The organism is Aromatoleum sp., assembly GCF_036675785.1.
Taxonomy (GTDB): domain Bacteria; phylum Pseudomonadota; class Gammaproteobacteria; order Burkholderiales; family Rhodocyclaceae; genus Aromatoleum.
Genome location: NZ_JAKFEF010000016.1, coordinates 1 through 24901, shown reverse-complemented (window position 1 = coordinate 24901; position 24901 = coordinate 1). Strand labels below are relative to the sequence as shown.

The 24901-nt window shown below is 66.6% G+C and carries 22 protein-coding genes and 2 pseudogenes; 3 read left to right on the top strand and 21 right to left on the bottom strand.

Annotated elements, in window-relative coordinates; genetic code table 11:
* The first annotated feature begins 152 nt into the window (after positions 1–152).
* Together folC and V6M37_RS03775 are read left to right on the top strand one after the other, a co-directional pair.
* Positions 153–1463: a bifunctional tetrahydrofolate synthase/dihydrofolate synthase gene (folC, locus tag V6M37_RS03780; RefSeq protein WP_332671153.1), complete on the top strand. Its 1311-nt coding sequence runs from the start codon at positions 153–155 to the stop codon at positions 1461–1463.
* A 131-nt stretch (positions 1464–1594) separates the two neighbouring features.
* A complete protein-coding gene (locus V6M37_RS03775) occupies positions 1595–2878 on the top strand; it encodes an MFS transporter (RefSeq protein ID WP_332671151.1) in 1284 nt (427 codons plus the stop codon).
* Between the two features lie 97 nt (positions 2879–2975).
* Here V6M37_RS03775 and V6M37_RS03770 read toward each other — a convergent pair whose 3' ends face one another.
* Positions 2976–4364, bottom strand: coding sequence for a hypothetical protein (locus V6M37_RS03770; RefSeq protein WP_332671150.1), 1389 nt, complete (start codon positions 4362–4364; stop codon positions 2976–2978).
* Here V6M37_RS03770 and V6M37_RS03765 point away from each other — a divergent pair.
* Complete coding sequence (locus tag V6M37_RS03765) at positions 4341–4640, top strand: hypothetical protein (RefSeq protein WP_332671149.1); 300 nt, start codon at positions 4341–4343, stop codon at positions 4638–4640. The two genes, V6M37_RS03770 and V6M37_RS03765, sit on opposite strands and share 24 nt — an antisense overlap.
* A 47-nt stretch (positions 4641–4687) precedes the next feature.
* Here V6M37_RS03765 and V6M37_RS03760 read toward each other — a convergent pair whose 3' ends face one another.
* From V6M37_RS03760 to V6M37_RS03665, 20 genes and pseudogenes are all read right to left on the bottom strand, one after another.
* Positions 4688–5134, bottom strand: coding sequence for a hypothetical protein (locus V6M37_RS03760; RefSeq protein ID WP_332671148.1), 447 nt, complete (start codon positions 5132–5134; stop codon positions 4688–4690).
* Between the two features lie 187 nt (positions 5135–5321).
* The gene (pabB, locus tag V6M37_RS03755; protein ID WP_332671199.1) at positions 5322–6524 is read right to left on the bottom strand and encodes an aminodeoxychorismate synthase component I; all 1203 of its coding nucleotides are present in this window, start codon (positions 6522–6524) and stop codon (positions 5322–5324) included.
* Between the two features lie 8 nt (positions 6525–6532).
* Positions 6533–7039: a biotin/lipoyl-containing protein gene (locus V6M37_RS03750; RefSeq protein WP_332671198.1), complete on the bottom strand. Its 507-nt coding sequence runs from the start codon at positions 7037–7039 to the stop codon at positions 6533–6535.
* A gap of 100 nt (positions 7040–7139) precedes the next feature.
* A pseudogene (locus tag V6M37_RS03745) lies at positions 7140–9983 on the bottom strand (pyruvate carboxylase); the annotation flags it as partial.
* Positions 9984–10010: 27 nt separating this feature from the next.
* A complete protein-coding gene (locus V6M37_RS03740; RefSeq protein WP_332671147.1) occupies positions 10011–10403 on the bottom strand; it encodes a dihydroneopterin aldolase in 393 nt (130 codons plus the stop codon).
* Between the two features lie 22 nt (positions 10404–10425).
* A complete protein-coding gene (locus tag V6M37_RS03735) occupies positions 10426–11031 on the bottom strand; it encodes a sarcosine oxidase subunit gamma family protein (RefSeq protein ID WP_332671146.1) in 606 nt (201 codons plus the stop codon).
* 10 nt (positions 11032–11041) lie between these two features.
* Positions 11042–12916, bottom strand: coding sequence for a glycine cleavage T C-terminal barrel domain-containing protein (locus tag V6M37_RS03730; protein WP_332671144.1), 1875 nt, complete (start codon positions 12914–12916; stop codon positions 11042–11044).
* A gap of 93 nt (positions 12917–13009) precedes the next feature.
* On the bottom strand, positions 13010–14071 hold the full coding sequence (locus V6M37_RS03725) for a 2Fe-2S iron-sulfur cluster-binding protein (protein ID WP_332671142.1): 1062 nt from the start codon (positions 14069–14071) through the stop codon (positions 13010–13012).
* Positions 14068–14391, bottom strand: a complete 324-nt coding sequence (locus V6M37_RS03720; RefSeq protein ID WP_332671141.1) for a sarcosine oxidase subunit delta — start codon at positions 14389–14391, stop codon at positions 14068–14070. Before V6M37_RS03720 ends, V6M37_RS03725 begins: the two co-directional genes overlap by 4 nt.
* A gap of 14 nt (positions 14392–14405) precedes the next feature.
* Positions 14406–15656, bottom strand: a complete 1251-nt coding sequence (locus V6M37_RS03715) for a sarcosine oxidase subunit beta family protein (protein ID WP_332671139.1) — start codon at positions 15654–15656, stop codon at positions 14406–14408.
* 50 nt (positions 15657–15706) lie between these two features.
* A complete protein-coding gene (locus tag V6M37_RS03710) occupies positions 15707–17086 on the bottom strand; it encodes an L-serine ammonia-lyase (RefSeq protein WP_332671138.1) in 1380 nt (459 codons plus the stop codon).
* A 21-nt stretch (positions 17087–17107) separates the two neighbouring features.
* A complete protein-coding gene (gene glyA / locus V6M37_RS03705; RefSeq protein ID WP_332671136.1) occupies positions 17108–18370 on the bottom strand; it encodes a serine hydroxymethyltransferase in 1263 nt (420 codons plus the stop codon).
* A 288-nt stretch (positions 18371–18658) separates the two neighbouring features.
* The gene (locus V6M37_RS03700) at positions 18659–19588 is read right to left on the bottom strand and encodes an MFS transporter (protein ID WP_332671135.1); all 930 of its coding nucleotides are present in this window, start codon (positions 19586–19588) and stop codon (positions 18659–18661) included.
* 108 nt (positions 19589–19696) lie between these two features.
* Positions 19697–19906 carry a hypothetical protein gene (locus tag V6M37_RS03695; RefSeq protein ID WP_332671134.1) on the bottom strand — a complete coding sequence of 70 codons (210 nt, stop codon included), beginning with the start codon at positions 19904–19906 and terminating at the stop codon, positions 19697–19699.
* Positions 19907–19954: 48 nt separating this feature from the next.
* Positions 19955–20626 (bottom strand): hypothetical protein, encoded by a 672-nt coding sequence (locus V6M37_RS03690; RefSeq protein WP_332671132.1) that lies wholly within the window; start codon positions 20624–20626, stop codon positions 19955–19957.
* Positions 20627–20642: 16 nt separating this feature from the next.
* Positions 20643–21442, bottom strand: a pseudogene (gene folE2 / locus V6M37_RS03685) (GTP cyclohydrolase FolE2).
* Positions 21439–23478 carry an ASKHA domain-containing protein gene (locus tag V6M37_RS03680; RefSeq protein ID WP_332671131.1) on the bottom strand — a complete coding sequence of 680 codons (2040 nt, stop codon included), beginning with the start codon at positions 23476–23478 and terminating at the stop codon, positions 21439–21441. Before V6M37_RS03680 ends, folE2 begins: the two are co-directional and overlap by 4 nt.
* A 96-nt stretch (positions 23479–23574) precedes the next feature.
* Entirely contained in the window at positions 23575–24489 is a 915-nt protein-coding gene (locus V6M37_RS03675) for a dihydropteroate synthase (protein WP_332671130.1), read from the bottom strand.
* 73 nt (positions 24490–24562) lie between these two features.
* Positions 24563–24691 (bottom strand): hypothetical protein, encoded by a 129-nt coding sequence (locus V6M37_RS03670; RefSeq protein ID WP_332671129.1) that lies wholly within the window; start codon positions 24689–24691, stop codon positions 24563–24565.
* Positions 24667–24901, bottom strand: a 235-nt coding sequence (locus tag V6M37_RS03665; RefSeq protein ID WP_332671128.1) for a B12-binding domain-containing protein, incomplete at its 5' end; no start/stop codon positions are given. The genes V6M37_RS03665 and V6M37_RS03670, both read right to left, overlap by 25 nt.

The following is a 24901-nucleotide window of genomic DNA, read 5'->3' as shown; positions in this document are numbered from 1 at the left end:
ACGGCGTTTGCGACTTGCGTCTGGCAATTCGTCTGACGCAATCGAGCAACATTATGTCGTCCTTGGGCAAGCGGGCGGCCGTCCGGCGCTGTCAAATCAGCGTGTTCCGGCCATCACTTCGGCCGGCGCGAACCGCGCAAGGACCTCGAATCATGCCCCCAATGACATTGAACGACTGGCTCGCGCGTATCGAGCTCATGCACCCGACGGTCGTCGAGATGGGACTGGAACGGGTGCAGGCTGTCAGGCGGCGCCTCGGTCTCGCGCCCTCGTTTCCGATCATTGTCGTCGGCGGCACCAATGGAAAGGGCTCGGTCTGCGCAATGCTCGAGGCGATGCTCGCCGCAGCCGGCTACCGGGTCGGCTGCTACACGTCGCCGCACCTGCTCCGGTACAACGAGCGGGTACGCGTGGACCGCGGCGAGGCGAGCGACCGGGAATTGTGCGAGAGCTTTGCCGACGTCGAGCGGGCCCGGGGCGATGTGAGCCTGACCTACTTCGAGTTCGGCACCCTTGCCGCGGTCGCGCTGTTCGTGCGCGCCGACGTCGACGTCGCCATTCTCGAAGTCGGCATGGGCGGGCGGCTCGACGCGGTGAACGCCTTCGACGCCGACTGCGCGGTGATTACCAGTGTCGATATCGACCACGTCGCCTATCTCGGCCACACGCGCGAGGCGATCGGTTTCGAGAAGGCGGGCATTTTTCGCAGCGGCCGTCCGGCGGTCTGCGCCGCCCCCTCGCCGCCGGCGAGCGTTCGTGCGCATGCCGCGGCCATCGGCGCCGATCTGCTCGAGATCGGAAGGGATTTCGATTTCCGCTGCAATCGTCTCAATTGGCGCTTTCGCCGGACGGGCGCGGCCCCGCTAGTGCTGCCCTACCCTCAGCTCCGCGGCGCCTTCCAGCTGTCGAATGCGAGCGCGGCCATCGCCGCGCTGAGCCACTTAAGCGATCGTCTACCGGTCCCTGAAGGCGCCATTCGTGCCGGGCTCGTCAGCGCGAGTGTCAGCGGCCGCTTTCAGGTGCTTCGACATGAGCCTGCGGTCGTCGTCGACGTCGCCCACAACCCGCATGCGGCCGCAGCCCTCGCGCGCAATCTCGACGGGCTGACCGCCGGCGGGCGCAATCTCGCGGTGTTCGCGATGCTCGCGGACAAGGACATCGACGGCGTCGTGGAGGCGCTGAAGGACCGCATCGACGAGTGGCTCGTGGCCGACCTCCAGGAACCACGCGGCGCGAGTGCCGTCGATCTCGCCCGGACGCTTCGTTCGCACGGCGTCGAACGGTGCCTCGGCGGGTTCGACCGTCCCGGTCTCGCCTATCGCCATGCGCTCGAGCACCTCGCGGCCCCGGGCGACCGCGTCATCGTCTTCGGCTCGTTCCACACCGTCGCGGACGTGCTGCGCGAGGACGCGACCGAGGCGGCGTCGCCTCCCCGCTCGATCCTCCGGGCCGTTCCCGCCTGAACGCGGCCAGACTTTCCTGTAGCGCATACCGACGGCAGACGGCGACGCGGAGGAGCGCGCCGCCTGTCGCTGGCGCCGTCAGGGATAACTCGGAGAAAATTCTCCAATCCACTCCCTCCGAAACGTGACTGATGCTTGCACATACACTTCCGATCGCCAGCCTCATGTGTGGCGTCGCCCTCCTGCTCGTCGGAAACGGCCTGCTCGGAACGCTGCTCGCAATCAGAGGCAATGAGGCAGGCTTCAGTGACGCCCTTCTGGGCCTGCTCGGATCCGGCTATTTCGCCGGGTACCTGTTCGGCAGCTTTCTTGCGCCGGTCCTGATCCGGCGGGTCGGGCACGTACGGGCATTCGCCTTCTTCGCGGTCGGCCTCGCGGGGACGGCGCTGGTGCACGGCTTGCTCGTCTCACCGATGACCTGGGTGGCGCTCCGGGTCGTCGCAGGCACGTCGATCGTCGCGCTCTATACGCTCGTCGAGAGCTGGCTGAACGACCAGACGCCGCCGGCCCTGAGGGGACGCATTTTCGCGATCTACATGATCGTGCACCAGCTTTCGCTGGCGCTCGCGCAGCAGATTCTTCGCTTCGACACGGACAACGCGCTCGCGCTGTTCATGGTTTCCGCACTCTTCGTGTGCCTCGCGGTGATGCCGGTCGCCGCGACGCGACTCACGCAGCCGGTCCCGCACAAGGTCGGTTCATTCTCGCTGCTGCGGCTGCTGCGCGGGACGCCCGTGGCGGGACTGGGCGCGCTGCTCTCGGGCATGGCGATCGGAGCGTTCTGGGCGATGGGGCCGGTATACGCGTCCCGCGCTGGGCACGGCGAGGGATGGGTCGCGCTGTTCATGAGTGCCGGGATCCTCGGCGGTGCGCTGCTGCAGTGGCCGCTCGGCGCGCTTTCCGACCGTATCGACCGCAGGCTCGCGCTTGCGATCGCGGCGTCGCTCGCCGCGCTATCCGCGCTGCCGCTGCTATCCGTCGACCTCAACCAGACCGTGGCAATCTTCGCGATGACGCTTTTCGGGGGCTTCGCGTTCGCGATCTATCCGATGGTCGTCGCGCACCTCGTCGACCACCTCGCATCCGAAGAGATCGTCGCCGGCTCGAGCGCCGTGCTCCTGCTGTACGGCATCGGGGCCGCAATCGGACCGATCGTCGTCGGGGTCTCGATGGCGTGGCTCGGTTCCGCGGCGCTGGCGCTGCACTTCGCCGCAACGCATGCCTTGCTCGCGCTGATCGCCTGGGCTGCGACGAGACGCGAGCCGGAGGACGTTGCCGAGCACGGGCATTTCGTGTCGATGATGGGAACTTCTCCGGCGGCGCTGGAGATCATGCCGACGACCGATGGCGCTCACGAAGCCGCTCACGGGGCTGGCCGCGACGCGCCCGACGCGGCGGAGCCGAAGGCGATCTGACGACGTTTCCCAGACACTCCGGACGCTTCCGCAGCGCGCGAAAGGCCTGCCAGGACCCGTAGCGCGGGTTCATGAGCGGCGGGGCGGGTGCGTGGGGTCATCGCGAGCGAGCGGCGAGGCCGGGCGCAATTTCGCCGATGATCACCGCCATATGCTGGTCGCCGAGGAGCTTTTCGAAGGTGCTCGGGTCGAGGATCTCGAAATTGCCGTTACGCGCCTCGAGCCAAGCCTTGCCCTCCGGCCCGTCGAAGAACGTCACGACGGGAATTCGGTGAAGACACTGGCGCAGGAACGAGAGGTTGTTGCACGTGTTCATCGCGGGGCCGGGCGGATAGACGGCGCCGCGCGAGCGCGCATGGATGTCGATTTTCTGGTACCGGTCGATCGCCACGATGCCGTGCGGATCGTAGATCACCATTCGCGTTCCGTCTCCGCTCGCGATCGGCGTCGGAAACGCCCCCTTGGGAACCCGATTGTCGAGGAAATGAAAGTGGTAATCGACATGCCGGTAGCCGAGCCAGCGGAACAGCACGCGCGGCATACCGCTGTAGGTCTCGACACAATGGCCGAGGAAATCCTCGACCGCCTTGTAGCGGCCGCGCTCGAGAGCCCGCTGCCAGCCTCGCTCGACGGTCTCCTCCGGGGGTGTCACGATGAAATACATGTGGATCGTGGACACATACTTCGTGTAGGTCCGCCGCAGCACGCGCCCGATTTCCACGATCGAGAAGCTGTCGAAGCGGAAGCGGTCGACGAGCAGATGTGAGATGCCCTGCCCCCGCTCCGCCTTGTCGCGGATATAGCGGTCCAGCTTGGCATCGATCACCACCAGCTCACGGCTGGTGAGATGCCCGGCGTACTTGTAGGCCTCCCCCAACGAATCGTAGTCGAGAAGCAGGCGGCGCCAGACGTCGGGGCTGATCGTTGCGTAGTCGTCCGGATCGATGCCGCTGTCGAGCATCAGGCGTTTGACCATCGGACGGATCGAGCTCTTGCCCGCTGCGGACGCCCCCTTCAGGCTGATGAGCAACGGCGCCGCGCGGTTGGCGACACGCGTGTAGCCCTCCGTTTCGATCGCCACCTCGACGAGCGGCGCGATCACGCCGCCGATCAGACGGCTGCCCAACCGGTTGCACACGTGCCGGGTCGCGAGCTCGGCGAGGACGGCGTGATCGGAACCCAACCTTCCGCGGGTTGCGAGAACAGCCCCCAGAACGCGGTGAAGACTTCCGAACAGCGCCCGATCTAGCGGCGTCGCGGAGGCCTGTGCGTCGGCCTTGAACTGGGCAACTACGCTGTGCTCGCGATCGGCGGACGCCTCCGTGACGACCGGCGCATTCCGCCTCTTCCACCGGAGCAGGTTGAACCCAAAAGCGCGGGGCCGGGGCGGTGGCGGCACAGTGCCGAGACGGGCATCGAGAATCGCCCTCACGCTCTCGCTGGCACGCTGGCGCAAGTCCTCGTGCAGACGCTCGAGTTCGTGCATTCGCGGCGAGACATAGGCTTCGAGGATTCTTCCCGCGATGCGACGGAAGTCCTGACCGAACGCCTCCTCGGACGCCCCCTCGGCGACCGAGATATCTGCGGTAACGCGTACGATTACCTCATGCAGCGCGAGACGCGCCGGTCGGAACATCACGAGTTCCTCATGGGGCAGGCCGGTGAGGCGCGCATAATCTTCGACAAGGTCCGGCCCGGGAAAGACGTGCTCCGCGCGATGGATGGTCTCGAGGTGCTCGAACTCGCGCGGAATCCTGCTTGAAACTCCCGGCTCCCAGGCCCCGTGCGCCGCAAGCGAGTGAGAAAGACCTACCATTTCGATTCGGACTCACCCCAGCGGACAGACTCGTCAAGTCGGCCCTCGTCTGCTGTGGAGAGCACATCGACTCTCCGGACGTGTAGCTTGTGATCTTTCGTGCGGTACTCGGGAGCTGTCAGCGTGCGCGAGCGGCGCCTTGCTCGTCGACCGGCAATGCAGACGAACGACGCATGGGCAGAAAGCTGGCGGCTCAGATGCGCCAGCCGTGCTTGGACGCCGGGGTCGGCAACACGCAACACGAGTTCGGCACAGCGTGCGAGGTCGTCGTCGTCGAGCGTGGCCCCGCAGCTTACCGCAGCTTCCAGGCGCTTGAGCGACAACCGCCGGTGGCCCAAATCGAGACTGTGGCGCAGCAAGGCCACCGCCGCCGCCTGGCGGTGCGCCTCGTCCCCGGAAGCGGAAAATGCTTGCTTCAGCTTCTTTGCTGCCCTCGGCATCGTGTTCTCCTGGCATTCGTTCTGGAGTGAGGAAAAGGAAAAGACGCCGCATGCGAGAGTATGGAGGATGGGGAGGGAGAACAATCTTCGAGTGCTTCCTGGCGGTTTTGCATAACGCGAATTTATCCTTGCAGGAGCGGGGTCGGGCCGCAAAAAACACGCCCGCCGAAAGAGATGCCCTGGCGCTTCAACAGCCATCGACTGCCACGGACTCTTGCATTACCAAGCATTTCGCGAGCACCTCGTCATATTCCTCGGCAGCAATCGAATCGGCTGTAATGCCGCTTCCCGCGCCGTACCGGCCGATCCCGGAGACCGTATCCAACGCCAGTGTCCTGATCGCGACGTTGAAGACCGCATCGCCGCCTGGCCGCAGCATTCCTATCGCCCCGCAATAAATTCCGCGCGGTCCGCTTTCGAGTTCGGCAATGATCTTCATGGCTTCGATCTTCGGCGCCCCGGTAATCGATCCGCAGGGAAAGGTCGCAGCGAAGATCTCTTCGAGACCGAGCTCGGGCGGGACGTCCGCGGTCACCGTCGAAGTCATCTGCCATACCGTCGGATACTCCTCGACCGAGAACAACGACGGCACCGACACGGACCGTGACTGCGGGATCCGGGACAGATCGTTGCGGATCAGATCGACGATCATGAGGTTCTCGGCCCGCTCCTTTTCGGCGCTCGTGAGCCGCTCGCGCAACGCGTGATCGAATTCCTCAGTGGCGCCGCGCCGCGCCGTGCCTTTCATCGGCTTGAAGGTCAGTCGGCGATTCTCGCGGGAGAAGAACAGCTCGGGCGAAACGCTCAGGATCTTGTGCTGCTCCAGCTCGATGCATGCGCAATATCCTGTCGCCTGCCGCTGCCGCAAACCTGCGTACAGCGCGCGCCAATCGCCGCGATAGCGTCCAGCGAGGCGCAGCGTGTGGTTGACCTGATACACGTCTCCGGCGCGGATGTGGTCGAGGATCGCCGCGATGTCCTGCTCGTAGCGCGCGCGGCCCGCCGACAGGCGCCAGTCGAACGCGGGGGCAGCGGCCTGACTCGGGGCGGGGGCGGCGACGGGCGCATCGAAGACGCCGAACCACACGAGCGGCAGATCGGGCCTGCCGTTGAAACGGAACGCCGGGTCGAAGGCCGCTCCGGCCTCGTAGCAGACGAAGCCCGCGACCCACTTTCCTTCACGCGCAGCACGATCCGCACGGGCGAGCGCCGCGCGCACCTGCGTCGCGTCGCGGGCTTCGATGGTCTCCGACGGCTGCTCGAAAACCAGCGGTCCTTCGTGCCCGCCCGGGTTCGGGAAGTCGAAACGAAGGCTGTTCGAGCAGCGCCGCCTCGGCGGCGTGCGCGTCACGGCTTCTACACTCGGCGAGGCGTCTTCGCGGCGTCCCATGTCCGTGCTCAGGCAAGCTCGACCAGCAGATCCTTCGCCGCGACCTTGTCGCCGGGCTTCACGAACACGGCTTTGACGACCGCGTCGCGTTCCGCGGTGAGCGCGGTTTCCATCTTCATCGCCTCGATCGATACCAGCGGCGTGCCCTTGGTGATCTTCTGGCCAACATGCACGGCGACCGTGACGACCGCCCCCGGCATCGGCGCGCCGATGTGATTCGGATTCGCCTCGTCGATCTTCGGATGGCGCCGGCCCGTCGGCGCGGCCCCGGCCTTGGGGATGCGCTGCAGGCGCGGCTGGCCGTTCAGCTCGAAGAAGACTTTGACTCGGCCCTCCTCGTCCGGCGTGTCGCTGCTGCCGGTCTGGCGCACGATCAGGCTCTTGCCGCGCTCGATGTCGACGCTGATCTCCTCGCGGTCCTTCAGGCCGTAGAAGAACACCGGCGTCGGCAGCAGCGACACGTCGCCGTAGTGCGCGTGGTGCGCCGCGTAGTCCTCGAAAACCTTGGGGTACATCAGCCAGGACGCGAGGTCGGTGTCGGAGATCTGCCGGCCCGGTCGCGGCCTGCGCTTCTGCCCTTGCGGCATCGAGGTCGACCGCGGGCAGGAAATCGCCCGCGCGCCCCTGGAGCGGTTCGGCGCCTTTGAGGACCTTGCGTTCCAGATCCTTGGGGAAGCCGTCGGGCGGGAAGCCCAGTTCGCCGCGGAAGAGCGACACGACCGAGTCGGGGAAGGCGACCTCTTTTTCCGGGTCGGCGACTTCGGCCGGCGTGAGGTCGTTGGCGACCATGAAGAGCGCCATGTCGCCGACGACTTTCGAGGTGGGGGTGACTTTGACGATGTCGCCGAAGAGTTTATTGACGTCCGCGTAAGCCTGCGAGACTTCGGGCCAGCGGTGCTCGATCCCCATCGCGCGGGCCTGCTCGCGGAGATTCGTGTACTGCCCGCCCGGCATCTCGTGCTTGTAGACATCGGAGGTGCCGCAGCGGATGTCGGCTTCGAACGGGGCGTAGGCGCGGCGCACGCCTTCCCAGTAGTGCGACAGCGACTGCATCGCGTCCAGGTCGAGCCCGGTGTCGCGGTCGGAACCGGCAAGTGCCGCGGCCATCGAGCCGAGGTTGGGCTGGGACGTGAGCCCGCTCATCGCGTCCATCGCGCCATCGACCGCATCCACGCCTGCTTGGATCGCGGCGAGCACGCTCGCGGCGGCGATCCCCGACGTGTCGTGGGTGTGGAAGTGGATCGGCAGGCCCACTTCTTCCTTCAGCGCCTTGACCAGCGCGCGGGCGGCGCGCGGCTTGCAGACGCCCGCCATGTCCTTGATGCCGAGGATGTGGGCGCCCGCCTTTTCCAGTTGCTTCGCGAGGTCGACGTAGTACTTCAAGTTGTATTTCGGACGGCTCGCGTCGAAGAGGTCGCCCGTGTAGCAGATCGTGCCTTCGCACAAGGCGCCCGCTTCATTCACGGCGTCCATCGCGACGCGCATGTTGTCGATCCAGTTGAGCGAATCGAACACGCGGAAGACGTCGACGCCCTCCTTCGCCGCCTGCTGCACGAAGTAGCGCACGACGTTGTCGGAGTAGTTGGTGTAGCCGACGGCATTCGACGCGCGCAACAGCATCTGGAACAGCACGTTGGGCACGGCCTGGCGCAGGCCTGCGAGGCGCTCCCACGGGTCTTCCTTCAAGAAGCGCAGCGCGACGTCGAAGGTCGCCCCGCCCCAGCATTCGAGCGAGAAGAGCTGCGGCACGAGGCGCGCGTAGTGCGGTGCGATCTCCAGCATGTCGCGCGTGCGCATGCGGGTGGCGAAGAGCGACTGGTGGGCATCGCGCATCGTGGTGTCGGTGAGGAGCACGCGCTGCTCGGCCTTCATCCACTGGGCGAAGCGCTGCGGGCCGAGTTCCTTCAGGCGGTCGCGCGTGCCCGCGGGCGGGGGCACGGCGAGATCGACCTGCGGCTTGATCGGCTTTGTGAGGACGCCCTTGGGCGCTTCGCGCCCCGCCATCTCGGGGTTGCCGTTGACGCTGACTTCGCCGAGGAATTTCAGCAGTTTCGTCGCGCGGTCCTGGCGCTTCTGGAAGCGGAAGAGCTCGGGCGTGGTGTCGATGAAGCGCGTCGTGCATTCGCCGGACTTGAAGAGCGGATGCGCGATGACGTTCTCGAGGAACTGCAGGTTGGACGACACGCCGCGGATGCGGAATTCCCGCAGGGCGCGGTCCATGCGGGCGATGGCTTCGTCCGGGCTGTGGCCCCAGGCGGTGACCTTCACCAGCAATGAATCGTAGAACGGGGTGATCACCGCACCCGAGTAGGCGGTGCCGCCATCGAGGCGCAGGCCGAAGCCCGCGGCGCTGCGGTAGGCGGTGATGCGGCCGTAGTCGGGGGTAAAACCGTTCTCGGGGTCTTCGCTCGTGACGCGGCACTGCAGCGCGTGGCCGTTGAGGCGGATGTCGGCCTGCGCGGGGAGGTAGGCGTCCTCTCCCCCGATGCGCGCGCCTTCGGTGACACGGATCTGGGCCTTGACGATATCGACGCCGGTGACCTGCTCGGTGACGGTGTGCTCGACTTGGATGCGCGGATTGACTTCGATGAAGTAGAAGGCGCCGGTGTCGGCGTCCATCAGGAATTCGACGGTGCCGGCGTGCGTGTAGCGGGCTTCACGGCAGAGCTTCAGTGCCGCGTCGCACAGCTGGGTGCGGCGCGCGTCGTCGAGGTACGGTGCCGGGGCGCGTTCGACGACCTTCTGGTTGCGCCGCTGCACGGAGCAGTCGCGCTCGAAGAGATGCACGAGATTGCCGTGCGTGTCGCCCAGCACCTGGACTTCGACGTGGCGCGCGCGGCGGACCAATTTTTCCAGGTAAACCTCGTCGTTGCCGAAGGCGGCGAGCGCTTCGCGGCGGGCGACGTCGAGCAGCCCCGGGAGTTCTTCCTCGGTTTCGATCGCGCGCATGCCGCGCCCGCCGCCGCCCCAGCTCGCCTTGAGCATCAGCGGATAGCCGATCTCGCGCGCGAGGCGCTTAATCTCGTCAAGATCGCGCGGGAGCGCGCCCGTGGCGGGGACGACGGGCACGCCCGCCGAAACGGCGAGGCTGCGGGCGGCGACCTTGTTGCCGAGGTCGCGCATCACCTGCGGGCGCGGGCCGATGAAGGCGATGCCGGCCGCCGCGCAGGCTTCGGCGAACTCGGGGTTCTCGGAGAGGAAACCGTAGCCGGGGTGGATCGCATCGACGCCGGCATTCTTTGCGACGCGGATGATGTCGGCGATGTCGAGGTAGGCGGCGATCGGCTTCTGGCCGTTGCCGACGAGGTAGGACTCGTCGGCCTTGAAGCGGTGCAGCGCGAAGCGGTCCTCGTTGGCGTAGATCGCCACCGTGCGGATGCCCAGTTCGCTCGCGGCCCGGAACACGCGGATCGCGATTTCGCCACGGTTGGCGACGAGGATGCTTCGGATCGCTCTCATGGATTGGCGTCGGATCTTGAAAGGAAGTCAGGCCGCCTGCTGCAGCGGGAAGGGGGCGTGGGCGACGTGTTCGTCGCACTTGCGCTCGATCATCACGCCGACGCGCCCCACGCCCTCCAGGATCTGCGGCTTATGCACGGACAGGGTGATCCAGCTCGGGCGGAACTCGTCGAAGATCACGCCGGCGAGCGAATCGGCGAGGTGTTCGAGCAGCGCGAAGCGGCGCTGGGCGAGGTATTCCCGCAGCCGCCCGACCAGTTCGGCGTAGTCGATCGTGTCCTCGAAACGGTCGCTGCGCGCGGCCCGCCCGCCGATGCCCAGGCGCAAGGTGATCGACACGGGCTGCGAACCGACCAGCTCATGCGGATAGATGCCGACCTGCGCGTCTGCGTGGATGTCATCGATGAAGATCTGGTTCATGTCCGTCCCCGTTTGTGTTGCGTCAATTCAAGATAAAACAGCGCTCTGACCTTGACTTGCCGGGTTGCGACAGATGCGAGCAATCCCGCGACGACCTCTGGGAGTTCGGGGGGGAGACTTCCTCCCGGCGGTCTCCGCTTCGCTCCCGCGTGCCGCAGGCGCGGAGCGGTGCTCGCCGAGCCCCTGCTCCGCTTCCGTTAAAGGGGCAGGAAACAAAGTCCCCAAATGAAAACGGAGCCGTTGGGCTCCGTTTTCCGGTGCTGCCGTATTCGGCCGCGTAGTGGCCGGAGAGCTCGCGCCGCAACGCGGCCTCGGCTTCGAACTCCAGTCCGGCCGGCACGAGGATCAGCCACTCGTCGGGCGACATCCACTGGATGCTGACGCCGCGCGACTCGTCACGCGGGACAAGACCGAGCGCGAGCGGCAGCGCAAGACCCAGCACGCGCTCGACGCCGGAACGGAAGCCCTCATCCTGCGCGTTGCCGCGCAGCACGAGGTGGCCGAGGAAGGGCTTCTCGCGGACCACGACGCCGGCGTCGCGCGCCGAAGCGGCGAGGACGACATTCACGCGGCTCATCGCCAGCGGCGATTCCGACTTCACCGCGCCGCCACGCGGATTCAGATCCATTTGTGAAAACTCAGACATTTTGGCGTGCTCCTTCCGCGTCGTAGAAGACCGGGCTCACGACCTCGGCCGCATGCACCCGGCCGTCGGCCATCGGCAGATAAACGGTTTCACCCACGCGCTTGCTGCCGCCCTTGACGACGGCGAGCGCGAACGAGTGACCCAGGTTCGGGCTGTAGTAGCTCGAGGTGACATGCCCGACCATCGGCATCGGGATGCGGATCTCCTTCTCGAGCACGATCTGCGCGCCCTCGTCGAGCACGAGCTTCGGGTCGAGCGGCTTGAGGCCCACGAGCTGCTTGCGGTCGTCGCGTTTGGTGTCGGGACGCGACAGCGCGCGGCGGCCGATCCACGAGAACGGCTTCTTGTAGCCGACGCACCACTGCATGCCCAGATCCTCCGGCGTCATCGAACCGTCGGTCTCCTGGCCGACGATGATGAAGCCCTTCTCGGCGCGCAGCACGTGCATGGTTTCGGTGCCGTAGGGCGTCAGGCCGTACTTCTCGCCCTTCTCGAACAGCGCCTTCCACACATGCAGCGCATGGTTGGCCTGAACGTTGATCTCGTACGACAGCTCGCCGGTGAAGGAGATGCGATAGACGCGGGCCGGAACACCGGCGACCGTGCCTTCGCGCATATCCATGAACTTGAAGTTGTCGCGGGACAGGTCGATGTCGTCGGTGAGCTCGGCCAGCAGCTTGCGTGCGTTCGGACCGTTGATCGCCATCGCCGCCCAGTGGTCGGTGACCGAGTTGAAGTACACCTCCAGCTCGGGCCACTCGGTCTGATGCCACAGGTCCATCCAGTCGAGCACGGCCGCGGCGCCGCCGGTCGTGGTCGTCATGTGGAAGTGGTTCTCGCCGATGCACGCGGTCACGCCGTCGTCCATCACCATGCCATCGTCCTTGCACATGAGGCCGTAGCGCGCCTTGCCCACGTCGAGCTTGGTCCAGGCGTTGGTGTAAAGGCGGTTCAGGAACTCGCGCGCGTCCTTGCCCTGGATCTCGATCTTGCCGAGCGTCGAGGCGTCGAGGATGCCGACCGACTCGCGCACGGCGCGGGTCTCGCGCTGCACCGCCTCGTGCATGGTCTCGTTGCCGCGCGGGAAGTACCACGGGCGCATCCACTGGCCGACTTCCTCGAACCTCGCGCCGTGCTCGACGTGCCACGAGTGCAGCGCCGTGTAGCGGCGGGGGTCGAAGAACTCGCGGCAGTGACGGCCCGCGATCGCGCCGAAGGTGATCGGCGTGTAGTTCGGGCGGAAGACGGTGGTGCCGGTCTGCGGGATCGTCTGCTTCAGGCTGCGCGCGGCGATCGCCATGCCGTTGATGTTGCCGAGCTTGCCCTGGTCGGTGCCGAAGCCCATGCCCGTGTAGCGCTTGACGTGCTCGATCGACTCGAAGCCTTCGCGCGTCGCGAGCTCGATGCCGGCGGCGGTGACGTCGTTCTGCGGATCGACAAACTGCTTGGGCGCGCGCATCGGAGGCTTCACGTGCGGCACCTGGTAGAGCGCGACGGCCTTGCCCTCGCGGACTTTCGCGAGCTTCGGCAGGGACGACGCCTTGGCGGCGAAGCCAGTGCGCTGGGCGGCCGCGGCACCTGCTGCTGCACCGTCGGCGAGCGCATCGGCGAGCGCGCCCTTGCCATGCACGCCACCCGCCGGGGTCATCCCCGGCACCTTGCCGGGAACGAAGCCGAGGATGTCCTCGCGCCACTCGGGACGCGCGCCGGTGTGCGCGGCCAGATGCACGACGGGGCTGTAGCCGCCGGAGCTCGCGATCGTGTCGCAGGCGAGCGTCTCGACGCTGCCCTCGACGCGGAAGCCGCCGATGTCGATGCGGGCGACCAGCGCCCCGCTGACACGCTTCTTGCCCTGCGCCTCGATCACCGCGCTGCCCGGAATGATGCGGATCTTGCGGGCGCGAGCCTCATTGACGAGATCGCCGTCCGGCTGCTCGCGTGCATCGACGATCGCGACGACTTAACGGCCCGCGTCGTGCCAGTCGAGCGCGGCGCGATACGCGTGGTCGTTCGACGTCGACACCACGAGCCGACGGCCCGGCGCAACTGCGTAGCGGCGGATGTAGGTCGAGACGGCGCCGGCGACGAGGTTGCCCGGCACATCGTTGTTCGAAAACACCAGCGGGCGCTCGTGCGTGCCGGTCGCGAGGATGACTTCACCGGCGCGCACGCGGTGCATCCGAGCGCGGACTTGGCGACGCCCGTTCGCGCTGGGCGCTAGGTCGGCGAGGTGCTCGGTGCGGCGCTCGTGCAGGGTGACGAAGTTGTGGTCGTGATAGCCGTTCGCGGTCGTGCGCGGCAATAGCAGCACTTCGGGCAGCGACGCGAGCTCGCCGAGCACCGACGCGGCCCATGCCGACGCCGGGCGGCCATCGATCAGTTCGCGCGAATCGAGCAGTGATCCGCCCATCTCTTCCTGTTCGTCGCACAGGATCACACGCGCACCGCTGCGACCCGCGGCGAGCGCTGCCGCGAGACCCGCCGGGCCGGCGCCGACCACGAGCACGTCGCAATGGCGATTGACGTGGTCGTAGATGTCGGGGTCGTTCTCCTTCGGCACGCGCCCGAGTCCCGCGGCCTTGCGGATGTACTTCTCGTACTTCGGCCACATCGACGCCGGCGACATGAAGGTCTTGTAGTAGAAGCCCGGCGGCATGAAGCGTCCGCCGACGCTGCCGACGACCCCCATCAGGTCCTTGTCGACGTTCGGCCAGCCGTTCGTGCTCGCGGCGACGAGGCCGCCGTACAGCGCCTGCTGCGTGGCGCGGACGTTGGGCACCTGGGCGGCTTCGGTGGCGCCGAGCTGCAGGATCGCATTCGGCTCCTCGGCGCCAGCAGCGACGATGCCGCGCGGACGCGAATACTTGAAGCTGCGGTTGACGACGTCGACGCCATTGGCGAGCAAGGCGGACGCGAGCGTGTCGCCGGCGAAGCCCTGGTATTCGACGCCGTTGAAGGTGAAGCGCAGCGGGCGGCTGCGATCGATGCGGCCTCCGTTGCCGAGTCGGTTCTGCTGGCTCATTTTGCCGCTCCCTTGCTGGAAGACCGGCCGGCCGAAGCTTGCTGGGTGACCGAAGGCTTGTGGCCGACCTTGTAGGTTTCGAGAATTTCGTAGCTCACGGTGTTGCGCGTGACGTTGAAGAACTTGCGGCAGCCGGCGGCGTGGTACCACTGTTCGTGGTGCAGGCCGCGCGGGTTCTTGCGAAAGAAGAGGTAATCGCCCCACTCCTCGTCGCTCGTGGACTCGGGCGCGACCTGGCGCGCGATGTGCGCTTCGCCCTTCGGCCGGAACTCTTCTTCCTCGCGGTATTCCGCACAGTGCGGGCAGTAGATGTGAAGCATGTGTGCGGCTCCTGTCAGTGCGCGACGCCCGCGGCGCCGTGCTCGTCGATGAGTTTTCCGGAGATGAAGTGGTCGATCGAGAACGGCGCCGCGAGCGGATGTGGCTTGCCCGCGGCCAGGGTCGCCGCGAAGACGTTGCCCGAGCCCGGGATCGCCTTGAAGCCGCCGGTGCCCCAGCCGCAGTTGAAGAAGAGGCCTCCGACCGGCGTTGCCGAGATGATCGGGCACGCGTCGGGGCAGGTATCGACGATACCGCCCCACTGACGATTCATGCGCACGCGCGAGAAGATCGGGAACATCTCGACGATCGCCTGCAGCGTGTGCTCGATCGTCGCGTAGCTGCCGCGCTGGCCGTAGCCGTTGTAGCCGTCGATGCCGGCGCCGATCACGAGGTCACCCTTGTCCGACTGGCTGACGTAGCCGTGCACCTTGTTCGACATCACGACGGTATCGAGGATGGGCTTCATCGGCTCGGACACCAGCGCCTGCAACGGATGCGATTCGACCGGAAGCTTGAAGCCCGCCATCTTCGCGAGCACGCCGGAGTTGCCGGCGGTGACCACGCCGACCGTGTCGGCGGCGATGAACCCGCGGTTGGTCTCGACGCCCAGCACCTTCTTACCGCTCATGCGGATGCCGGTCACTTCGGTCTGCTGCAGCATATCGACGCCGCACGCGTCCGCGCCGCGGGCGAAGCCCCAGGCCACGGCGTCATGGCGCGCGACGCCGCCGCGCGGCTGCCAGGAGGCGCCCATGATCGGGTAGCGGGTGTTCTTCGAGCAGTCCATGATCGGCACGATCTCCTGGATCTGTCGGATATCCAGCACTTCGCCGTCGATGCCGTTGAGGCGGTTGGCGTTCACGCGGCGATGGATGTCGCGCATGTCCTGCAGCGTGTGGCCCAGGTTCATGACGCCGCGCTGCGAGTACATCACGTTGTAGTTGAGGTCCTGCGACAGGCCTTCCCACAGCTTCATCGCGTGCTCGTAGAGCCACGCGGCCTCGTCCCACAGGTAGTTCGAGCGCACGATGGTGGTGTTGCGCGCGGTATTGCCGCCGCCGAGCCAGCCCTTCTCGACCACCGCGACGTTGGTGATGCCATGTTCCTTGGCCAGGTAGTAGGCCGTCGCCAGGCCGTGACCGCCGCCGCCGACGATCACGACGTCGTATTTGTTTTTGGGGGTCGGGTTGCGCCACGCCCGCTGCCAGTTCTCGTGGTAACTGAGCGCGTGCTTGACGAGCCCGAAGCCGGAATAGTGCTGCATGACTCTCTCTCCTTGAAGTGCCGATTTCGCCGTCAATCTGCGGTCATCGCTCAGCATTCGATGACATTCACGGCGAGCCCGCCGCGCGAGGTTTCCTTGTACTTGTCCTTCATGTCGCGACCGGTGTCGCGCATGGTCTTGATCACTTTGTCGAGCGACACGAAATGCTTGCCGTCGCCGCGCAGCGCCATGCGCGCGGCGTTGATCGCCTTGATCGAGCCCATCGCGTTGCGCTCGATGCACGGCACCTGCACGAGACCACCGACCGGGTCACACGTGAGGCCCAGGTTGTGCTCCATGCCGATCTCGGCCGCGTTCTCGACCTGCTCGGCCGTGCCGCCCAGCACTTCGGCGAGCGCGCCGGCCGCCATCGAGCACGCGACGCCGACTTCCCCCTGGCAGCCGACTTCAGCGCCCGAGATCGAAGCGTTTTCCTTGAACAGGATGCCGATCGCCGCCGCGGTGAGCAGAAAGCGCACGACACCGTCCTCGGTCGCACCGGAGACGAAGCGGTAGTAGTAGTGCAGCACTGCAGGGATGATTCCGGCCGCGCCATTCGTCGGTGCGGTCACGATGCGCCCGCCCGCGGCGTTCTCCTCGTTTACCGCCAGCGCGTACAGGTTCACCCAGTCCAACGTCGTCAGCGGATCGCGCAGCGACGCTTCCGGCGCAGCGGACAGCTTGCGGTACATTTCGGCGGCGCACCGGCGCACCTTCATGCCGCCGGGCAGCGTCCCTTCGATCTCGCAGCCGCGGCGCACGCAGGCCTGCATCACCTTCCAGATATGCAGCAGCCCATTGCGCGTCTCGGCCTCGCTGCGCCACGCTTTCTCGTTCTCCAGCATCAGCTGGCTGATCGACAGTTCGTTCGCCGCGCACTGCGTCAGCAGCTGGTCCGCGCTGTGGAACGGGTACGGCAACTCGGTGCTGTCCTCGACGATGCGGTCCGCGCCGGCGGCCTCCTCGTTGACGACGAAGCCGCCGCCGACCGAGTAATACACGCGGCTCACGAGCTCCGCCTCACCGTCGCCGTAGGCCGTGATGCGCATGCCGTTCGGGTGGTACGGCAGCGTCTGCCGGCGCAGGAACACGAGGTCCGTCTTTTCCTCATAAGGCACCGCGTGCAGGCCCAGCAGGGACAGCCGCTTGGCCCCGCGGATGTTCGCGAGGCGGCTGTCGATCGTGTCCGGGTCGATGAGATCCGGCGCCTCGCCCTCCAGGCCCAACAGCACGGCCTTGTCGCTGCCGTGCCCCTTGCCCGTCGCGCCGAGCGAACCGTATAGCTCGGCGCGGACCCGGCGCACGCGCGGCAAAAGCCCCGCGTCCTTGAGCCCGGAGGCAAAGGTCAGAGCGGCACGCATGGGACCGACGGTGTGGGAACTGGACGGGCCGACGCCGACCTTGAACATCTCGAATACGCTGATCGCCATGACGTGTCGCTCCGTGTCCGATCAGCGGGTGGCCGGATAGACCGGGAAGCGCGCGCACAAGGCCTTCGCCTTCTCGCGCACCGCGGCGATCACGGCTTGATCGTCGATGTGGTCGAGCACATCGCAGATCCAGTTCGTCAGCTCCTTCGCCTCGGCTTCCTTGAAGCCCCGCGAGGTGATCGCCGGCGTGCCGATGCGGATGCCGCTCGTGACGAAGGGCGACTGCGGATCGTTCGGCACCGCGTTCTTGTTCACGGTGATGTGCGCCGCACCGAGCGCCGCATCGGCCTGCTTGCCGGTGAGGCCCTTGTCGACGAGATCAACGAGGAAGAGGTGGTCGTCGGTGCCGCCCGAGACGATCTTGTAGCCGCGTTCGAGGAAGGCGCCGGCCATCGCGCGCGCGTTCTTCAGCACCTGCTGCTGGTAGTCGCGGAACTCGGGCTGCAGCGCCTCCTTCAGCGCCACCGCCTTCGCGGCGATCACGTGCATCAGCGGCCCGCCCTGGATGCCGGGGAACACGGCCGCGTTGAGCTTCTTCTCGAGCTCGGCGTTCGCGCGGGCGAGGATCAGGCCGCCGCGGGGGCCGCGCAGCGTCTTGTGCGTGGTCGTCGTGACGACGTCGGCGAACGGGAGGGGGTTGGGATACAGGCCCGCAGCGACGAGACCGGCAACGTGGGCCATGTCGACGAAGAGGTAGGCGCCGACCGCGTCGGCGATCTCGCGGAAGCGCTTCCAGTCGACGATGCGCGAATAGGCCGAGAACCCGGCGACGATCATCTTCGGCTTGTGCTCGCGGGCGAGTGCCTCGACCTGTGCGTAGTCGATCTCGCCGGTCGCCTCGTCGAGGCCGTACTGCACGGCGTTGTACGTCTTGCCCGAGAAGTTCACTTTCGCACCGTGCGTCAGGTGTCCGCCGTGCGCGAGGCTCATGCCGAGCACCGTGTCGTGCGGCTCGAGCAGCGCCATATAGACCGCGCCGTTCGCCTGCGAGCCCGAGTGCGGCTGCACGTTCGCGTAGTCGGCGCCAAACAGGCGCTTCGCGCGGTCGATCGCGAGCTGCTCGACGACGTCGACGTGCTCGCAGCCGCCGTAGTAGCGCTTCGCGGGATAGCCCTCGGCGTACTTGTTGGTCAGTACGCTGCCCTGCGCCTCGAGCACACGCGGGCTGGTGTAGTTCTCGGATGCGATCAGTTCGATGTGCGCTTCCTGGCGCTCGAACTCGGCGTCCATCGCCGCCTTGAGCTCGTCGTCGAAATCGGCGATGCGGTCGGTCATTGCGAACATGGGTTCCTGTCTCCTCGGTTGGTGCTGTTGTGGAAGCCTTCTGCCGCAAAGGAATCGCGGCTTCTTGGGAGGAGATCTTAGGAATTCCGTGGAAAGACCTTTTGCCTGTATCCGTCACGCACTTGCTCAATTTGGACCGTTCGGTGCGACAACGGCCATAGCACGTGCGAAAAAGAAAAAACGCCGCCGGTAGAGACATCCGGGCGGCGTCGAGAACGGGATCGGCAGGAGAAAATTCGGGGCGTGCCGCGCAATGCGGACGCCGAGAGGGGGCGCCCGGTCTTCCGCTTAGGCCTCGGCCGGCTGCGCCTCCAGCCTGAATCGGTGCTCGCTCGGAAGCATCGCGCTGAGGAGCCCCGAGCAAACGGCCGCTCCGATCATGATCACGTAGATCGGCTCGAACGAGCCGATCGACTCCTTCAACGCGCCGCCGAGCACGTTGCCCGCGATGCCGCCCACCCCGAGCGCTATGTTTCCTATCGCAAATACCAGCGTCGCCCCGCCGGCGCCAAATGCCTGACTGATATAGGCCGGCACCAGACCGAAGATCGCATTGAAGGAAATGCCGAAGGTGATGGCTGCACAATAGAGGAGCCACGACGCCTCGCCCCCTGCAGCATTGAGCACAAACAGGCAGGAGCTCGCCAGGATCAGATACGTGACGATCATCCCCCGGCGCACCGTGATCCGGTCGGCCAGGGCACCGATGGCGAAGCCACCCACCATTCCGACGACGCCGATCACGCGCCAGACGTAGGCCGCAGTGTCGGCGCCATAGCCCGCTTCGCCTTCCAGGAACGCCGACAAGTAGGTCTGGTAGGGCATGCAGGAGAGCCCGTTGAGAAACATCATGAACAGGACCGCGGCCACCAGCCCCTTCGGCAAATCGTTCCAGCGCGCGCGAATCGAAGGCTTGGCGTGGCCGGCGTGCGATTCCGGCTCGCGACGGCGACCGAGCCCTCGCAGGCGAATGAAGCCCGCGATCGCAAGCAAGGCCACCAGCGCAAACGTTGCGATCCAGAGGGAACGCCAGCCGGCAGCGGGAAGAAGACTCGTCAGCAGGAGACTGTTGATGAACACCCCGTAGCTGGTGCCTGACGACACCAGACCCAAAGCCTTCCCCTGGTGTTCGGCCGGGACGATCTGTTGCGCGACTTCGACCATGGGAACCCAGATGGCCGCTGCGCACCCACCAAGAATGACGAGCAGCGTCGTCATCACGTAGGAGGTTCGGCGCCAGTGCCAACGCGCCCAACGCAAGCGCACAAGCGGCAATCGATCCGAGAATCATTGGGATGGCGCCAAAACGCACGGTCAGGATCCCGCTCACGAGCGCGCACACCATGAACCCGCCTGGACCAGGCCCGAGACCGTCCCCATCGTTCCGTACGAGAACGGAATTTCCTGCCGGATCGACTCCACCATCGCCGGGAACAGATAGACGCCGAACCCGTAAGTCGAAGCGACGAATCCCGTGAACAGCAACACTGCCTCGATGCTGCGAGGCCTCGCCAACGCCATGGGTACAGCCCTCATGAGGAATCTCCGAACGCCCGCATGACGCGCGGCAATCCGTAACCGCGGCTATGCGGCAAAGGCGATCATGTGGAACGCTTGCGCGTCTGCCGGATAGCGATAGGCCGCGGCGTGGGGGCAGGCGTTGCGGTCGAGACAGCCCAACGTCATGCAACGCAGGCCGGCGACCGAACGCACATGATGCACGCATGCCGCGTAGGCGAAACCGGTGCTGGAATAGGCGCCGACCGGACAGGACTTCAGGCACGGTTTTCCGACACAGGTATCGCACAGATGCGCCGCGTCCTCACCCGCCGCAATATCGATTTCCGCATCGAACAGCAGCGCGCCGCGATACGCGTGCCACAGGCCATAGCGCGGGTGCATGAGGATACCGACCGGCGACGGCTTCAGCCCCTCCGCGCGCATCGCCCATTGCTGGAACGGCACGAACGGCCTGTCGGAGGGCGAAACCGCCCGCGCCCCGACCTGCACCGCGACGGCGCCGATCACCTCGCGCGCCCAGGTGTCCAGCGGGTCGCGCAGGTCCTTCGGCTGGCGCTCGCGCCACGCCTGGAACTGCGGCCAGGCGGACGCGCCGGCCTGCCCGACCAGCACGACCGCGCGCGCCGGAAGCCCGGAGGGCCCCGGCGGCACGGCCTCTTCAAGTCCGAAATTGAAGCCGCCGCGCGCGATGAGCCCGTGGGCCGCAAGGGCCTCGTCGATCGACACCTCAAGCACTGGGGTATTCATACCCTTACGCCGCGGTGCGCTTGTCGCGCTCGATCAGCGCGTAGGCCGAATGGTTGTGGATGGACTCGAAGTTTTCCGACTCCACGACGTAGCGCTCGATGCGCTTTTCGGCGTTGAGCAGGCCGGCGACGTCGCGAACCATGTCTTCGACGAATTTCGGATTCTCGTACGCGCGCTCGGTGACGAACTTCTCGTCCGTGCGCTTGAGCAGACCGTAGAGTTCGCACGAGGCCTGGCTCTCGACGAGTTGCACGATCTCCTCGATCCACACGAAGCCGCGCGTCTGCGCGGTCACGGTCACGTGCGAACGCTGGTTGTGCGCGCCGTACTGCGAGATCTTCTTCGAGCACGGGCACAGGCTCGTCACCGGAACGACGACCTTCATCGTGAACACGTATTCCCCGCCTTCGCGCAGCTCCGCGACGAAGCTGACCTCGTAGTCCATCAGGCTCTGCACGCCGGACACCGGTGCGGTCTTGTTAATGAAATACGGGAAGCGTCGATCATTCCCGTCTCGGCCTCCAGACGCGCGACCATCTCGCGCAGCATCGGTCCGATCGACTCGACCGAAATCTCCCGCTCGTTCCCGTTCAGGATCTCGAGGAAGCGCGACATGTGCGTGCCTTTGAAATGCTGCGGCAGGCCGACGAACATGCTGAATTCGGCGACCGTGTGCTGCACGCCTTCGCTCTTGTCGCGCACGCGCACCGGGTGGCGGATGCCCTTGATGCCGACCTTGTCGATCGCGATCTGGCGCCGGTCCTCGGCGTTCTGGACGTCGTCGAGTTGCTTCATGTCCGTCATGTCGCTGTTTCCTCGGCAGGCGCGCGCTCTCGCCGTGTGCGCCGGCGGCCCGCCGGAGCGGCGCGCTCGGCAGCCTTGTTCTCGGGCAGCGTCACGACGGCGCGCAGGTTAGGGAAGGGATCGGATTTGTGCGGAATCGCCATCGCATCGACGAAATATTGCTGGAAGCTGGGTTCGACCGCGGTCTCGATCTTGTCGACGCGGCGCACGACCGTCTCGATCTCCTCGCGCCGCCCGCGGTTCAGCAGTGCGATGCGCGCGCCGGTGCCGGCGGAGTTGCCGACGGCGGCGACGTGGTCGAGCGGGCAGTCGGGGATGAGGCCGAGGATCATCGCATACTTGACGTCGATGTGGCTGCCGAACGCGCCGGCGAGGGTGATGCGCTCGACACGCTCGACGCCGAGCTTGTCCATCAGCAGGCGCACGCCGGCATACAGCGCGGCCTTCGCAAGCTGGATCGCGCGCACGTCGTTCTGCGTGATCTGCAGGGTGCGTGCTTCGCTCTCGAACAGCGTGTATGCAAAAGTCCGGCCGTTCGGCTTGATGCTCGGATTGCGTTCCGCGAGCGCGCCGTCGATCACGCCGTCCTGGTCGATGATGCCGGCGAGGTACATCTCGGCGATGACCTCGACGATGCCCGAACCACAGACCCCGGTGATGCCGGTCGCGGCCGTCGCTGCGGCAAAGCCTGCTTCGTCCGACCAGGCTTCGGAGCCGATGACCCTGAAGCGCGGCTCGAGTGTCACGGGGTCGATGCGCACGCGCTCGATTGCGCCCGGCGCGGCGCGCTGGCCGCAGCTGATCTGCGCGCCTTCGAACGCGGGTCCGGTGGGGCTGGAAGCGGCGAGCAGGCGGCTGCGGTTGCCGAGGACGATCTCGGCGTTGGTGCCGATATCGACGATCAGCGTCATCGCATCGGTGAGGTACGGCGTCTCGGACAGGATCGCGCCCGCGGTGTCCGCGCCGACGTGGCCGGCGATGCAGGGCAGCGCGTAGAGGCGGGCGTTGGGATGGATGCGAAGCTCGATCTCGGTCGCCCACAGGCCGGTGACGGCCTCGTCGGTGGCCAGCGCGAAGGGTGCGCCGCCGAGCTCGATCGGGTTAATCCCGAACAACAGGTGGTGCATGATCGGGTTGCCGACGAAGGTCGCTTCGAGGATGTCGATGACCGGGATGCCGGCTTCGGCCGCGAGTTCCGCGGCCAGCTCGTTGAGCGCTGCGCGTACCGCGTGCGTCATCTCGCCCTCGCCGCCCGGCTTCATCATCACGTACGAGACCCGGCTCATCAGGTCCTCGCCGAAGCGGATCTGCGGGTTCATCTTGCCCGCGGAAGCGACGACCTCGCCCGTCTGCATATCGCACAGGTGCGCGGCGATCGTCGTCGACCCGACGTCCACCGCCATGCCATAGACCTTCTCGCGCAGGCCCGGCCACACCCCGATGATGCGTTCGGAGTCGACCACGGCGACCGTGACCTTCCAGTCGCCCTGGCGCAGCGCGGATTGCAGCTCCTGCACGACGCGGATGTCGGCCTGAAGGTCGGTGAGCCGCCAGTCGAAGTCCAGCGCCTCCTTCAGGCGGCGCAGGTCGGACGACGGCAGGTGCATGTCCGGCTGCTGCACTTCGACGTAGTACAGCCGGACCGCGGGATCGAGCTCGATGTCGCGCTCCTCGGCGCGCTTGCGGACGATCTGGCGATGCACCTGACTGTCGGCGGGCACGTCGATCACGACGTCGCCGAGCACCGTCGTCGAGCAGCTCAGGCGCCGGCCGGAGATCATCGCGCCATGGGTCTTCTCCCAGGCCTGCTCGTTCTCGCTGCGCCCGCTGAGGTTGCTCGCACAGGAGTGCACGCCGTGCTTGGCGAATTCGCCTTCGCTCAGTTCGATCTGGCAGCGGCCGCACAGGCCCCGGCCGCCGCAAACCGAATCGATATCGACGCCGAGGGCGCGCGCGGCCTGCAGCACCGAGGTGCCGACGGGAAAGCGGCCGCGCCGTCCGGATGGGGTGAAAACGACAAGCGCGTCTTCGCTCACGTTGCTCTCCTGTTGAGGTTGGGGTTTTTGAGCGTAACGGACCGATTCGCGGTACTGCCCCTGTGGCCGGGGCTCACCCGCGCGGCCCGGCTTGCCTCAGGCCTCGACGCGGCGACGGCGGGTTTCGCGGCGGCCGCGCGCCTCGGCGCCGTCGGCACCCGCCGGCGGCACTTCGCGGAACTTGCGGATCCAGCGCATGCAGTCCTGGTCGTGGCCCATCAGCACGTCGGCTCCCATAATCGCGCTCATGATTTCGGTGTGCAGCGGGTTGGTGATCGCCGAGGTCATGCCCGACGAGATCGCCATGGCCATGAACGCGGCGTTGATGCCGTTGCGGTTCGGCAGGCCGAAGCTCACGTTCGAGGCGCCGCAGGTGGTGTTCACCTTGAGCTCCTTCTGCAGGCGGTGGCACAGCTCGAACACTTGGCGTCCGGAGGTCGACACCGCGCCGATCGGCATCACCAGCGGATCGACGACCACGTCGCACGCCGGGATGCCGTAGTCGGCCGCACGGTTGACGATCTTGCGCGCGATCTCGAAACGCACGTTCGGGTCCTGCGAGATGCCGGTCTCGTCATTGCTGATCGCCACCACCGCGGCGCCGTATTTCTTCACGAGCGGCAGCACCGACTCCAGGCGGTCTTCCTCGGCGGTCACCGAGTTCACGAGCGCCTTGCCCTTGTACACCGAAAGCCCGGCCTCGAGCGCGGCGACGATCGACGAGTCGATCGACAGCGGCACGTCGGTCAGCGACTGCACCAGCTTGACGGTCTCGGCGAGGATCGCCGGCTCGTCGGCGAGCGGGATGCCCGCATTCACGTCGAGCATGTGGGCGCCAGCGGCGAGCTGCGCCTCGACGTCCGCGATCACCCGTGAGAAATCGCCGTTGGCCATCTCGGCGGCCAGCAGCTTGCGCCCGGTCGGGTTGATGCGCTCGCCGATCACGACGAAGGGGCGCTCGAAGCCGATGACGACTTCCTTCTTGTGCGAGCTGATGATGGTATCGGTCATGTTTCCGTCCTTTGTGGATTGCGGCTGCCGGCGGGCACCGTGCATTGGGTTCTTGTCGTAGTAAAAGGCAGCGTCAGGCCGCGCGTCGTTGCTGGATGAGCGCCTTGGCGGTCTCGACGGCGACCCCCGCGTCGCGGCAGTAGGCGTCGGCACCCACGGCCTTGCCGAAGGCTTCGTTCAGCGGCGCACCGCCCACCAGCACGATGTAGTCGTCGCGCAGGCCTCCATGCCGCCTTTCATCGCGTTGGCCGCCATCAGCACTTCGGGCACGAACAGGATGCCGTCGCGGAAATCCACGCCGACGATGCGCATGCCCTCGACCAGCGCCTCGTCGAGCACCCGGCTCGCGCTCCAGCCGCGCGACAGCAGCAGGTTGGTGCCTTCGACGATCTCGTCGCGCAGGCCGTTGTAG